Consider the following 13,675-nt stretch of genomic DNA (forward strand, 5'->3'; position numbering starts at 1 on the left):
GCCGCATTATACCCGCAGGTCCCCCCGGGGTCAGGCGTGCGTTGATGCATCCACCCGTTGGGGTCAGGCGTGCATTCGTGCATTCATTTGGCCGGCAAACCGCACGGGTGCTCGCTTCTGACTGACGAGCCCGGTTAGTTCGCAAGCCAGCCCGGCTGGCCGACAATGCACCGCCTCCACCACTTTCCACTATGAAGAATGTGCACGAATGCACGCCTGGCCCCACGGATTTTATGCACGAATGCACGCCTGACCCCACTGCTGCCCCCACTGCTGCCTCCGCTGTGGGCGATAAAAAAGCCGGCGTGGGGGCCGGCTTTCGGGGAGGGCGTGACGACTGTCAGCCGAGGGCGCTGCGCATGGCGTTGGCGCGGCTGATCTGGTCGCCGGTGCCGCCACGGATGACTTCGTCCAGCAATTCGCGGGCGCCTTCCTTGTCGCCGATTTCCTGGTACGCGATCGCCAGGTCCAGCTTGGTGTCCATTTCCATTTGCAGCGCCGACATTTCTTCGCCGCCTTCGGCCGGCGTGGCCAGCTTGGCGTTGCTGCCGATCAGGTCCAGGTCGATGCCGGACAGGTCGAAGTCCGCCGCCGTCGGTGGCGCCGATGGCGCCTGGGTGGCCGCGATGTCCAGTTCAGGGAAGTCGGGGATGGCAAAGTCATTGGCCGCCAGCGCCGGCTCGGCAGCATCGTCCGCCAGTTCAGGCGCCGCGGTTTCCGTGGCCGTGCCCGGCAAGTTGAAGTCCATCATGTCCAGTTCGGCCAGCGGGTCCGCCGCAGCCGGCGGTGCCGCCGTTGGCAAGTCCACGGCTGGCGCCGAAGTCGGCACATCGAGACCGAAGTCCATGGCGAAATCATCGGCCGTCAACGGCGCCGCACCCGGCTCGGCGGCGGGCGCTTCGGCCACGGCGGCGGCCGGCGGCGCTTCCAGGTCAAAGGCCAGGTCGAACGGTTCCTCGGCCGCCGGCTCCACCGGCGCCACCGACGGCGCCTGCGTGGTGTCCATGCTCAGGCCACCGAGGTCAAAGTCCAGGAAGTGCTCGGCATCGGCTGCGGGAATCGGCGCTTGCGTGGCGGCCGGCGTGTCATCGAGCGATGGCAGCGCGGTCAGGTCGTCCAGCGAGAAGTCCATGGCGTGCACCGGCGCCTCGGTCGCCGCCGTGGCATCCGAACTCAAGTCCAGGTCCAGGCCGGAGAAATCGTGCGCTTCGGCCGCTGGCGCCGCGCTTGGCGCCGGTTCGGCAAACATGCTGGCGAAGTCGTCGGCCGACAGCGGTGCATCGGTGGCCGGCGCTGCCGGGGCATCCATCGATGCCATCGAGGCCGCCACGGCGGCGCCGGTGCCGGCATACAGTGGATTGTTCGGGTCCAGCGCCAGGCCCATCGCGGCAGCTTGCGCCCACTCGTCGCCCTGGCCCTTGGTCATCGAATACAGTTCGGAGGCCTGCGCTTCATACGAACGCGCATCCTTGCGGTTCGAGAAGATTTCCATCAGCTTCAGGCGCACAGGGTGGCGTTCCGGATGGGTGCGCAGCGCTTCCTTGAGGATTTCTTCCGCTTGCGCATCGCGGCCATAGGCGATGTACACGTCCGCTTCCGCCACCGGATCCACTTCATTGGTGTCGAGCTGGCTGGCCGATGGCGCGAAGTTCGAATTGAACACGCTGTTGTTGGTGTCGACGCTCTGGCCGCCGGTTTCCGCAATCAGCGGCTGCGCCTGCAGACCGGGATCGCCCAGCACGCTCACTTCGGCTTTCGGCGTTTCGGTGGCCGGCGCCGCCTGCGCGGCGCGCCGGCGGCGTGCCGCGATCAGGCCGGCGCCACCCAGCAGCGCGATCAGCCCGGCGCCGATCAGCTGGATATTGTCCATCACCGTATCCATCAGCGATGGCTCGGTGATCACCGGCTTGACCGGTTTCTTCGGTACCGGGGTTTCCACCGGCGCCGAGGCCACCACCGGTGCCGGCGGGACCGGGACGGAAGCCGGCGCGGACGCGGCTTTTTGCTTGTCCGCCATGGCCTTGTTCTTCACGGCCATCAGCTTTTCAAGATCGGTGACGTTCTTTTCCAGTTCCTTGACGCGCGCATTGGCTTCCGCCACCTGTTTTTCCCGCGCAATCTTGTCTTCTTCCGTGGCCTTGGCCGTCTTGCCCGCGCCACCCTCGCCACCTGCCGCCTTCGACAGTTTCAGCTGGTCCTTGGCTTCATTGGCCGGCGTGGCGCGCTCTTCCACCTTGGCCGTGATCTTGCCCGCCGCCGACTGGCTGCTCTCGGCGCCTTGCGCCGGCGTGCTGGACGCCACCTGGCCGGCCAGCTTGTTGCGGTAGGCATTGAAATCGGCCGCATGCGCAATCACCACGCCATGCGCTTCGCCGTCCGATGCGCCGCCTTTGATCGCGTCCGAATCCGGCACGTTCAGGATTTGTCCGGATTTCAGGCGGTTCATGTTGTTGCCGGCGAAGGCTTCCGGATTAGCGCGGTACAGCGCCACCAGCATCATGTCGAGCGACACGTCGACCGGCTTCAGCTGGCGCGCAATCTTGCCCAGCGTGTCGCCCGGTTTGACTTTGTATTCATTGGCGCCATCGCGTTCGCGCGGCGCGGCAGGTTCGCGCGCCGGACGCGGGGCCGGTGCGCGGGCAGCCGGTGCGGCGGCCGCCGCGGCGCGGCCCGGCACATCGACCGGCGCCGCCACCTGCGGCGACTGCGCGCTGCGCATTTCCGCCGGATCCAGCAGGAACGTGTATTCGCGCACCAGGCGGCCACCAGTCCAGCTCAGCTCCAGCAGCATATCGACGAACGGTTCATTGATCGGCTGCGACGACGACACGCGGATCAGTTGGCGGCCATTGCGGTTTTCCACTTCAAAGCGCAGCGACAGCAGGGCCGGATTGAAATCGATATTGGCCAGGCGGAACGCTTCCGCCGGCGCCAGCTTGGCCGTCAGGTCGGACGATTCTTCCGCCGCCACTGACGTCAATTCGATTTCCGCGCGCAGCGGCTGGCCCAGCGACGACAGCACAGTCAGCTTGCCCAGCCCGGCTGCGTTGGCGACGGGAGACAGCAATACTGCGCAGGCTACGGCGCTGGTAAGTGTTTTCAACGCAAACGACAGGGGCTTGGAGCGGTGGCTAACGTGCATAGTGTGATGTGTAGTTGTTGATTGGAAAAAGTTGCATTCCCGGATAGGGCCAACATAACACCATGCCATGACGCATGCAAGCTTTGCGGGCGCATCTGTCACCTTGGTGCTGAATTTCGAATTCGATCGAAAGAAAAAAGGCCGGTTTCACTGGGAAACCGGCCTTTTAATCCGACACCATGGGTGCCGGGCCTTCAGGCCGGGCACCCACCTATCAAGCTTATTTGTCGAGCACGATGCGCAGCATGCGGCGCAGCGGTTCGGCGGCGCCCCACAGCAACTGGTCGCCGACGGTGAACGCGGACAGGTAATCGCCGCCCATCGACAGCTTGCGCACGCGGCCGACCGGGATCGTCAGGCTGCCGGTCACGGCGGCCGGGGTCAGGTCGCGCATCGATGCTTCGCGATTGTTCGGCACGAACTTCACCCACTGGTTGTCGTTGGCGATGATGTCGTTGATTTCATCGAGCGGCACATCTTTCTTCAGCTTGATGGTCAGCGCTTGCGAGTGGCAACGCATCGCGCCGATCCGCACGCACAGGCCATCGACCGGGATCGCTGCGGTGCCGAAGTCCAGGCCACGGCCCAGGATCTTGTTGGTTTCCGCGCCGCCCTTCCACTCTTCCTTCGACTGGCCGTTGCCCAGGTCCTTGTCGATCCACGGGATCAGGTTGCCGCCCAGCGGCACGCCGAACTGCTTGGTTTCTTCAGCCGTCAGGCCGTGCTGGGTCGCCAGCACCTGGCGGTCGATTTCCAGGATCGCGGCAGCAGGATTGTCCAGCAGCGGTTTCACGGAAGCGTTGATGGTGCCGTACTGGGTCAGCAGTTCGCGCATATGCTGCGCGCCGCCGCCGGAAGCGGCCTGGTACGTCATCGACGTCATCCATTCCACCAGGTCTTGCTTGAACAGGCCGCCCAGACCCATCAGCATGCACGACACGGTGCAGTTACCGCCAACGAAGTTTTTCACGCCCTTGGCCATCGCGTCCTTGATGACGTTCAGGTTGATCGGGTCCAGCACGATGACCGCGTCTTTTTCCATGCGCAGGGTCGATGCCGCATCGATCCAGTAGCCATTCCAGCCGGCTGCGCGCAGCTTCGGGAAGACCTCGGTGGTGTAGTCGCCGCCCTGGCACGAAATGATGATTTCGCAGCGTTTCAGTTCATCGATGTTGTTCGCGTCTTTCAGCGTGGTTTCATTCTTCGCCATCGATGGCGCCGCGCCGCCCGTGTTCGAGGTGGAGAAGAACACCGGTTCGATGTGAGCGAAGTCGCCCTCTTCCTGCATGCGCTGCATCAGGACCGAACCGACCATGCCACGCCAACCTACCAGACCTACGAGTTTCATTTTCTTTCCCTTTATTTTTCCCTGGGTGCCGGGCCTTCAGGCCGGGCATCCACAAATTATCAAGCGCAAATCTCAGGATGCCAGCGCTTTCACCACCGCATCGCCCATCTGCTCGGTGCCCACCTTGGTGGTGCCTTCCTCGTAGATGTCGGCGGTGCGCAAGCCTTGCGCCAGCACTTGTTTGACAGCGTTTTCAATGCGATCGGCCTGTTCGGCGCGGCTCAAAGAGAAGCGCAGCATCATGGCGGCCGACAAAATCGTCGCCAGCGGATTCGCGATACCCCTGCCGGCGATGTCCGGCGCGGAACCGTGCGATGGTTCGTACAGGCCCTTGTTGTTGGCGTCCAGCGAAGCCGATGGCAGCATGCCGATCGAACCGGTCAGCATCGCGGCCGCGTCCGACAGGATGTCGCCAAACATGTTGCCGGTGACGATCACGTCGAATTTCTTCGGCGCGCGCACCAGTTGCATGGCGGCGTTATCGACATACATGTGGTCCAGCGCGACGTCCGGATATTCTTTCGCGACATCGATCATGATGTCTTTCCAGAACTGGAAGGTTTCCAGCACATTGGCCTTGTCCACGGAGGTCAGGCGCTTGTCGCGCTTTTGCGCGGCCTGGAACGCCACGTGGGCGATGCGGCGGATTTCGCCTTCCGCATAGCGCATGGTGTCGAAACCTTCGCGCTGGCCTTTGAATGGACCGTCCGGGCACTCGCGCACGCCGCGTGGCATGCCGAAGTAAATGTCGCCGGTCAGTTCGCGCACGATCAGGATGTCCAGGCCCGACACGACTTCCGGCTTCAGGGTCGAGGCGCCGGCCAGTTCCGGGTACAGGATCGCCGGACGCAGGTTGCCGAACAGGCCCAGGTTCTTGCGCAGGCCCAGGATCGCCTGTTCCGGACGCAGCGCGCGTTCCAGGTTGTCGTACTGGTAGTCGCCCACCGCGCCGAACAGGATCGCGTCGGCGGCCTTGGCCAGCGCCAGCGTGCCTTCCGGCAGCGGGTGGCCGTGCGCGGCGTAACCGGCGCCGCCGACCGGCGCGCTTTCCAGTTCAAATTTTTCGTCCAGTGCATTCAAGACCTTGACTGCCTGGGACACGATTTCCGGGCCGATGCCGTCGCCCGGGAGGATTGCAATTTTCATGATGTTTTAGATGACGTTGGCCAGCCAGGGCTGGTTTGCCAGATGACGTTCCTCGTACGCGCGGATGTCGTCCGCGTGGCGCAGGGTCAGGCCGATATCGTCAAGTCCGTTCATCAGGCAGTATTTGCGGAAGGCATCGATCTCGAAGGGGTAGGAGAGAGAGCCGTTGCTGGTGGAAATGCGCTGGTTTTCAAGGTCCACCACCAGGCGATAACCCGGGAAAGCCTTGACTTCGTTGAACAGATGGTCGATCTGCTGCTCGGTCAGCACGATCGGCAACAGGCCGATCTTGAAGGAATTATTAAAGAAGATGTCCGCGAAGCTGGGCGCCAGGATCACGCGGAAACCATATTGGTCCAATGCCCACGGTGCATGTTCGCGCGACGAACCGCAGCCGAAATTCTTGCGGGCCATCAGGATCGACGCGCCCTGGTAGCGCGGCGCGTTCAGCACGAAGTCCGGGTTCAGCGGGCGGTTGCTGTTGTCCATGCCGGGTTCGCCATGGTCCAGGTAGCGCCATTCGTCGAACAGGTTCGGACCGAAGCCGGTGCGATGGATGGATTTCAGGAATTGCTTGGGGATGATGGCGTCGGTATCGACATTGGCGCGGTCCAGCGGAGCCACGAGGCCTTCATGTATCGTAAATTTTTCCATGATGTTTTCTGCAATGCGCCGGCAGGCGCGCGGCATCAGCCGCGCCGGCCTGCCGAGCTGTTATTTCCCACCCGCGCTCGTGACAACCTGCCCGACTTTTTGCACATCCTTGCCGATGCCGGAAATGGTGTTGCAGCCGGACAGGGTAATGATGGCCAGGGTGGTAACGATCAGGGCGATGGTGGATTTCATGATATGTCTCTTGAACTAAACGGTATAAATTAAATTCGCGCGAATTAACGCAGCGAGCGCACGTCGACAAAGTGGCCGGCGATCCCGGCCGCCGCCGCCATCGCTGGCGACACCAGATGGGTACGGCCGCCCTGGCCCTGGCGGCCTTCGAAGTTGCGGTTCGAGGTCGAGGCGCAGCGTTCGCCCGGTTCCAGGCGGTCGGCATTCATGGCCAGGCACATCGAGCAGCCCGGTTCGCGCCATTCAAAGCCGGCGGCCTTGAAGATCGCGTCCAGCCCTTCGCGCTCGGCCTGTTCCTTGACCAGGCCGGAACCCGGCACCACCAGCGCCAGCTTGACGTTCGAGGCGCGCTGCTTGCCGCGCACCACGGCCGCCGCCGCGCGCAAATCTTCGATGCGCGAATTGGTGCAGGAGCCGATGAACACTTTGTCGATGCGGATATCTTCGATCGGCGTGTTCGGCTTCAAGTTCATGTAGACCAGCGCCTTTTCCATGGCGTCGCGCTTGACCGGGTCTTTCTCTTGATCCGGATCCGGTACGCGGGCATCGACCGACACCACTTGTTCCGGCGACGTGCCCCAGGTCACCTGCGGCGTGATTGCCGCCGCGTCGAGCGTCACCACCAGGTCGAATTTGGCGCCGGCATCGGTGTGCAGGGTGCGCCAGTATTCCACCGCGCGGTCCCAGTGCGGGCCCACCGGCGAGAATGGACGGCCTTTGACGTAGTTGATGGTGGTCTCGTCCACGCCGACCATGCCGGCGCGCGCGCCCGCTTCGATCGCCATGTTACAGACCGTCATGCGGCCTTCCATCGACAGCGCGCGGATCGCCGAGCCGCCGAATTCGATCGCATAACCGGTGCCGCCGGCGGTGCCAATCTTGCCGATGATGGCCAGCACGATGTCCTTGGCGGTCACACCCGCGCCCAGCACGCCGTCGACCTGCACCAGCATGGCCTTCGATTTCTTTTGCAGCAGCGTTTGCGTGGCCAGCACGTGTTCGACTTCGGAGGTGCCGATGCCGTGCGCCAGCGCGCCGAAGGCGCCATGGGTCGAGGTGTGCGAGTCGCCGCACACGACGGTCATGCCCGGCAGGGTCGCGCCCTGCTCAGGGCCGATCACGTGCACGATGCCCTGGCGCTTGTCGTTCATGTTGAAATAGGTCAGGCCGTAGGACTTGGTGTTGTTGTCCAGGGTCTCGACCTGCAGGCGCGAGACAGGGTCTTCGATACCTTGCGAACGGTCGGTGGTCGGCACATTGTGGTCGGCCACGGCCAGGTTGGCCGAGACGCGCCATGGCTGGCGGTTGGCGGCGCGCAGGCCGTCAAATGCTTGCGGGCTGGTGACTTCGTGCACCAGGTGGCGGTCAATATAGAGGATGGTGGTGCCATCTTCTTCCGTGCGCACCACGTGGGATTCCCAGAGTTTGTCGTAAAGCGTCTTCATGATTGCTGCTACTGCCTGGTTAGATATTCACTTTGATTATGCCATAGTTTGTGCAATGCAAAACCAAGCCCGAAATTCCGCCTCGTGAGCCGATGCGGCCTGGGGTAAGCACCACCATATGACGCCTTGTTCATCTAGTTAGAGGGAGCCCGGCCTGAAGGCCCGGCACCCGTAACTGAAACATAAAAAAAGCCTGCGGATCTCGCAGGCTTTGGTGTTTTTTGCCGCGGCCCTCCGTGTATCAGGCCGCCATGCGTACACTACTCCTGCACCCTTCCATCAGGAACGATAGCCCCACCACTAGCACCAGATCGCCCTCCGCCGAACGCGCCGTGCCGGTAATCCCTTCAACCGCGATCGCGGTCATCGGTTTAATAACCAGGTCGGCCGTGCCATCGACCGCTTCCACGGCCAGGATGTATGGCTGCGGCGCGTTGACGACGATCCCCACGCGCTCGGACACCGGGGCATAACCCAGTGCACCGGCCAGCGTGCGGACCGGCAGCGGACGGCCCTGGTCTTTCAGTACCGGCGCGCCACCGACTTCCATGAACTCTTCCGGCAATTCCACCACGCGCTGGACCACGGCCATCGGCAGCGCCAGTTGCGCACCGGAGGTCGAGACCAGCATGGTCGGAACGATGGACAGTTCGATCGGCAGACGGATGGCGAACTTGGTGCCCTTGCCCAGCATCGATTCGATGTGGATCGCGCCGCGGTTTTTTTCCACGGCGGTCTTCACCACGTCCATACCGACACCGCGGCCGGACACGCTGGAGGCCACTTCCTTGGTCGAGAAACCCGGTAAGAATACCAGCTGATACGATTCGTCGTCGGTCATGTTCGCATTTGGCGAGATCAGGCCCTTTTCGGCAGCCTTGCGGCGCAGCGCCACCGGGTCCATGCCACGGCCATCATCTTGCAAAACAATCATCACACTGTTGGCTTCCTGCCAGGCTTTCAGCGAGATGAACGCGCGCGGCGACTTGCCGTTCGCGATGCGGGCGTCCGGACCTTCGACGCCGTGGTCCAGCGCGTTGCGCAGCATGTGCACCAGCGGGTCGTACAGGCTGTCCACCACCACGCGGTCGACTTCGGTTTCCGCGCCTTCGATGGTCAGTTCGACTTCCTTGCCCAGGTCTTTGGCCAATTCGCGCACCAGGCGCGGGAATTTCTGGAACAGGCGGCCGACCGGCTGCATGCGGGTCGCCAGGGTGGCGCGCTGCAGTTCGCTGGAATAGCGCGAGGCGCGTTCCAGGGTTTCCGTCAGCGCCGACATCAGGGTCGCGGCCTGGCCTTCGAATTTGAATTGCTGCAGGCGTTCCAGCAGCACGGCAGCCTGGTTGGCGGCCTGCACGGATTCGCCCGCCACTTCCAGCAGCGCGTCCAGCTTGACCGCGTCGATCCGGATGCTTTCTTCCTTGGCCGGCGCGTTATTCGGCTTGTCGTCGCCCTTTTCAGGACGGGCGCGCGGCGCCGGCGCCACCGCCGCAGCGGCCGCTTGCGCTTCCGCCACGCCTTCCGCATGCGCGACGGCAGGCGCTGGCGCGGCAGGGGCTTCGGCGGCAGCGGCAGCGGCAGCCGGGGCCGGAGCAACCGCTGCCGGCGCCGCTGCGCTGCGCGTATAAGTTCCTTCCGGCACCACCGAGATATACATGCCTTCCCAGTCCAGGCCATCGCCACCCACCGCGGCCGGCGCGGCAGGCGCCGCCGTGGCCACTGGCGCAGGCGCGGCGGCAACCGGGGCCGCCGTCGGTGCAGGCGCGGCCGGGGCCGCCGCCTTCTTGGCTGGCGCGCTGGTCTTACCCTCGATCGCATCCGTGAGGATGGCTTCCAGGTCGGCCGGCATCGCGCCCAAGCTTTCCGAAGGCACGCCGTTATTCAGTTCCGACAACTGGTCGGCCACGAATCCGGATGCCTGCAGCGCCGCCTCGATCGACAGCGGCGTCACCGGCGCGGCGCCGGTACGCAAAGCATCGAACAGGTTTTCCGTCAGGTGGCACGCGGCGACCAGCGCCGGCAGGTTCATGAAACCGGCGCCGCCCTTGATCGTGTGGAAGGAGCGAAACACCGCATTCAGTGTTTCTTTATTTTCCGGGTCGCGTTCGAGGCGCAACAAGTGTTCTTCAACATTTACTGCCAGGTCCATCGCCTCGACGACGAACTCCTTGAGCATATCGTCCATTAGAATCCCAGATCGGCAAGAAGGTCATCGACACTGTCCTGGTTCAGCGCAACGGTCGGCACCGAAGGACCGCTCATCAGCTGCACCTCTTTTTGCGCCATCTTCTCGCGCTTGTCCGCCGGCGCGTTGTCACGCAACAGTTGCGCCAGTTCCGATTCCACGGTCTTGGTGATGACCACGACTTTCTTGATCAACTGGCCCGTGATGTCCTGGAAATCCTGCGCCATCATGATTTCCAGCAAGCGGGCTTTTTCCGCTTCGGTCGCTTCCGACACCGCGGCGGCAAAGGCGCGCGAATCGCCCGCCAGCACCTTGAATTCATCGATCGACAGCTTGCCGGCAAACAGCGCGGCCCAGCGGTCTTCCATTTCCCTGGATTTCTTCGACAGTACATCCTGCGCCGGCATGCCATCGTCGAGCGTATTGAGCACTTTGTTGGCGGCCTGCTCGGTCAGGCTGGCCACGTATTCCAGGCGGTCTTGTGCATCGCCGATTTGCGCCGACGCTTCCGTCAGCGCCTTGTCATAGCCCAGTTCGCGCAGCGAGTCGTGCAGCAGGCGCACGATACCGCCCAGGCGTTCAAACATCGGGTTGCCGGAATCGCCGTCACTGTCGCTTTCCGCCGCTGCGGGCGCGGCCTCGGCCACCACTGCCGCAGCTGGCGCGGCAGGTGCGGGCTCAGGCGCGCGGGAGGCGGCTACTTCGTCAAACAGGCTTTCCAGGTCATCTTCCGCTGAGGCTGCCGGCGCCGGAGCCGGCGCCGCTGGTGCTGGATCTGCGGCGCGTTGCGCAGACACTTCATCAAATAGTGCGTCGAAATCATCAGCGGCGTTGGTCATTCCTGCTTCTCCATGTCTGTATTGGTTGCTGCATATGCTGCATCACTGCTGTTTTACCTGGGCGCGGACATTTAATGATGCCCGGCAATATCAAAACCGCTGGTGCGAGTTTAGCAGGGCGCAAGCCGGTTGTTCAATCGCCGGGACAGGAAAGCCGCTTGCCATCCCCCTGCGGCGTGGGTAAAACCAAGTTTACTGTTGTATTTGCAGATACTATCATCGCTCGCCCCGGGAAGGGGCGCGGAGAATGTTATTTCGATGCTTCCATGCAAAAATTACAGCACCGCGATTATTTAATTTGCGCTATACCGCGCGGATTATTGACAATTATCAAGACGTTATCAGCCTCCCGTGGTTCAATCCGGGGCTACAATGAAGGTGCCAGCGCCATCACCCGAGGGAAAGGAGCTTGATATGTACCGGAAAATCCTGATTACCACCGACGGTTCCGCGGTTTCCAGCATGACAGCCTGTGCCGGCGTGAAATTCGCCCAGCAAATGGGGGCGGAAGTGTTGGCGCTGTTTGTCGCGCCGGAATATCAATACCCGATATATGTGGAAATCATTCCGCCCAGCTATCCCAGCGAGGAGGAATACCGCGCCGCGATGCAGCGCGCCGGACGCGAACATGTGCAGGCGATCCTCGATGCATGCGAGAAAAAAGGCCTGGCATGCCAGGGTGTGACGGCCTTTGCGGAAAGCGCGGCGCAGAAAATCGTCGATGTGGCCAATGAACATGGCTGCGACCTGATTTTCATCGGATCGCACGGCCGCAGCGGCTGGGGCCAGCTGCTGCTGGGCAGCGTCACCAACAAGGTGCTGTCCCACTCGAAAATCCCGGTGCTGGTGCACCGGTTACTGAAAGAACCCCTGCCGGATTAACCGTCAGGTGATAGATAGAACCCGGCGGCAGTGACTATCTGCCGCCATCGACAAGGCCAACATGATCAGAATAGTCATCGCTGACGACCACACCATCATGCGCGAAGGTCTCAAGCGCATCCTCGACGGCGCGCCGGACATCGACATCACCGGCGAAGCCACCGACGGCTTCGAAGTTCTCACCCAGGTCCGCCAGGGCGGTTTTGATTTATTACTGCTGGACCTGTCCATGCCGGGCCGCAGCGGGGTTGAACTGATCCGGCAAATCAAGATTGAGGCGCCCAAGCTCAATATCCTGATCCTCACCATGCACGAGGAAGAGCAGTATGCGGTCCGCGCGATCCGCGCCGGTGCGCAGGGTTACCTGACCAAGGAAAGCGCGGGCACGCAACTGGTTGGCGCGATCCGCCGCGTGGCGTCGGGACGGCCGTACATCAGCACGGAAGTGGCGGAACAACTGGCGCTGAACATCATGATGCCAAGCGAGAACTTGTTGCACAAACAGTTGTCAGACCGCGAATTCGAAGTATTTTCCCTGCTGGTCGGCGGCAAATCCATCACCGACATCGCCAACAACCTGCATTTGTCGGTGAAAACCGTCAGCACCCACAAGACCCGCATCATGCAGAAAATGGGAATGAGTTCCTTGTCTGAGATGGTGCAATACGCGGTCGCACACCGCTTGCTGGCGCCCTTCAAGACGTAATTCCCTTCCCCTGCGCGCAGACTTTCGTTAGGAATATTCCTACAAAGCTGCGCCGTCTCCTACCCATAGATTCAGCGCCCGCTGATATCCATGCTTGGCCTCGGTTGGCATACTGAAACCATTCAAAAAGTTGCCGAATAGTCATAACTCCGGCACAACAACCGATACAGTCCCAGGGATGGACAACGCCACCAGGAGATCACCATGCAGTCCACACACATTTCCGACTTCCGTCCGGCGCAAGCGCAGCCATCTGGCGCCGAGGCGGGCCGCCAGCGCCAGGGCCGCCTCTGGTCGAATCTCAGGGAAGTTTGCGACTTGCTGCACATACCGACCACCAACATTCCGTCATCGGACGAACTGCTGTTCCAGCATGTGCAATTCAAGCAGGGCCAACGTGTCCACACCATCGGCCAGGCCTTCGACACCCTGTTTGTCGTCAATTCCGGCTTCCTGAAAACCGTCCTCATCGATGAATTCGGCAATGAGCAAGTGCTGAGCTTCCCCATGAAAGGCGACATGATGGGGGTCGATGGCATCCACACCCGCCATTACGCCTCGGAAGCCGTGGCGCTGTCCGATTGCGACCTGATCTTGCTGCCCTTCCGCAAACTAGCGGCGCTGGGCCGCGCCCACACGGAACTGGAAAACCTGCTGTACGGCGTGATGAGCCGCGAACTGGTGCGCGAACAAACCATGATCGGCATGCTCGGCGCCCTCTCCGCCGAAGCGCGCGTGGCGCGCTTCCTGGTGAATCTGGCCGACCGCTTTGCCGCCATGGGCTACTCCAGCAAGCTGTTCAACCTGCGCATGACGCGCCACGAAATCGGCAGCTACCTGGGCCTGACCCTGGAAACCGTCAGCCGCACCCTGTCGGCGTTCAATGAAGTGGGATTGATCAGCGTGGACCAGCGCACCATCGGCATCAAGGATGCGGAAGCGCTGAAAAACCTGCGCCGCCTGCCGCCCTCGCGATCGCGCAGCCGCCAGCGGGCGCGTGCCGAAGCCGCGGCCGCGGCCGCGCCGGCGCCCATACTGGCGACCGCCTGAACGCCCGCCACGCGCCGCAACAAGCCCGCTCCTTGCGGGCTTTTTTTATTATTCGCCGATGCCGGGCCTTCAGGCCGGGCACCTCA

Annotated in this window: 12 protein-coding genes; 4 read left to right on the forward strand and 8 right to left on the reverse strand. The window is 62.7% G+C overall.

The genetic code is table 11. The features are described from left to right. Window positions 1-340 precede the first annotated feature (340 nt). From AC1RRC_RS23145 to AC1RRC_RS23180, 8 genes are all read right to left on the reverse strand, one after another. Entirely contained in the window at window positions 341-3,067 is a 2,727-nt protein-coding gene (locus AC1RRC_RS23145) for a motility hub landmark protein FimV (RefSeq protein WP_493057886.1), read from the reverse strand. Window positions 3,068-3,362: 295 nt separating this feature from the next. Further along, window positions 3,363-4,490: an aspartate-semialdehyde dehydrogenase gene (asd, locus tag AC1RRC_RS23150; RefSeq protein ID WP_493057887.1), complete on the reverse strand. Its 1,128-nt coding sequence runs from the start codon at window positions 4,488-4,490 to the stop codon at window positions 3,363-3,365. A gap of 72 nt (window positions 4,491-4,562) precedes the next feature. Further along, window positions 4,563-5,636, reverse strand: coding sequence for a 3-isopropylmalate dehydrogenase (gene leuB, locus AC1RRC_RS23155; RefSeq protein WP_493057888.1), 1,074 nt, complete (start codon window positions 5,634-5,636; stop codon window positions 4,563-4,565). 6 nt (window positions 5,637-5,642) lie between these two features. Continuing rightward, window positions 5,643-6,290 (reverse strand): 3-isopropylmalate dehydratase small subunit, encoded by a 648-nt coding sequence (leuD, locus tag AC1RRC_RS23160; RefSeq protein WP_493057889.1) that lies wholly within the window; start codon window positions 6,288-6,290, stop codon window positions 5,643-5,645. Window positions 6,291-6,350: 60 nt separating this feature from the next. Then, window positions 6,351-6,482 carry an entericidin A/B family lipoprotein gene (locus AC1RRC_RS23165; RefSeq protein ID WP_493057890.1) on the reverse strand — a complete coding sequence of 44 codons (132 nt, stop codon included), beginning with the start codon at window positions 6,480-6,482 and terminating at the stop codon, window positions 6,351-6,353. Window positions 6,483-6,526: 44 nt separating this feature from the next. Next, window positions 6,527-7,930 (reverse strand): 3-isopropylmalate dehydratase large subunit, encoded by a 1,404-nt coding sequence (gene leuC, locus AC1RRC_RS23170; protein ID WP_493058019.1) that lies wholly within the window; start codon window positions 7,928-7,930, stop codon window positions 6,527-6,529. Between the two features lie 238 nt (window positions 7,931-8,168). Beyond that, window positions 8,169-10,112 carry a chemotaxis protein CheA gene (locus AC1RRC_RS23175; protein WP_493057891.1) on the reverse strand — a complete coding sequence of 648 codons (1,944 nt, stop codon included), beginning with the start codon at window positions 10,110-10,112 and terminating at the stop codon, window positions 8,169-8,171. Next, the gene (locus tag AC1RRC_RS23180) at window positions 10,112-10,951 is read right to left on the reverse strand and encodes a protein phosphatase CheZ (protein WP_493057892.1); all 840 of its coding nucleotides are present in this window, start codon (window positions 10,949-10,951) and stop codon (window positions 10,112-10,114) included. The genes AC1RRC_RS23175 and AC1RRC_RS23180 overlap by 1 nt, the downstream gene beginning before the upstream one ends. 74 nt (window positions 10,952-11,025) lie before the next feature. Between AC1RRC_RS23180 and AC1RRC_RS23185 the strand changes: the two genes are divergently transcribed. From AC1RRC_RS23185 to AC1RRC_RS23200, 4 genes are all read left to right on the forward strand, one after another. After that, on the forward strand, window positions 11,026-11,364 hold the full coding sequence (locus tag AC1RRC_RS23185; RefSeq protein WP_493057893.1) for a hypothetical protein: 339 nt from the start codon (window positions 11,026-11,028) through the stop codon (window positions 11,362-11,364). Window position 11,365: 1 nt separating this feature from the next. Beyond that, entirely contained in the window at window positions 11,366-11,833 is a 468-nt protein-coding gene (locus AC1RRC_RS23190) for a universal stress protein (protein ID WP_493057894.1), read from the forward strand. Between the two features lie 61 nt (window positions 11,834-11,894). Then, window positions 11,895-12,539 (forward strand): response regulator, encoded by a 645-nt coding sequence (locus tag AC1RRC_RS23195; protein WP_493057895.1) that lies wholly within the window; start codon window positions 11,895-11,897, stop codon window positions 12,537-12,539. 204 nt (window positions 12,540-12,743) lie between these two features. Beyond that, the gene (locus tag AC1RRC_RS23200) at window positions 12,744-13,589 is read left to right on the forward strand and encodes a Crp/Fnr family transcriptional regulator (protein ID WP_493057896.1); all 846 of its coding nucleotides are present in this window, start codon (window positions 12,744-12,746) and stop codon (window positions 13,587-13,589) included. The last annotated feature ends 86 nt before the right edge of the window (window positions 13,590-13,675 follow it).

This window comes from Pseudoduganella sp. GW821-FHT12E03, from assembly GCF_058807115.1.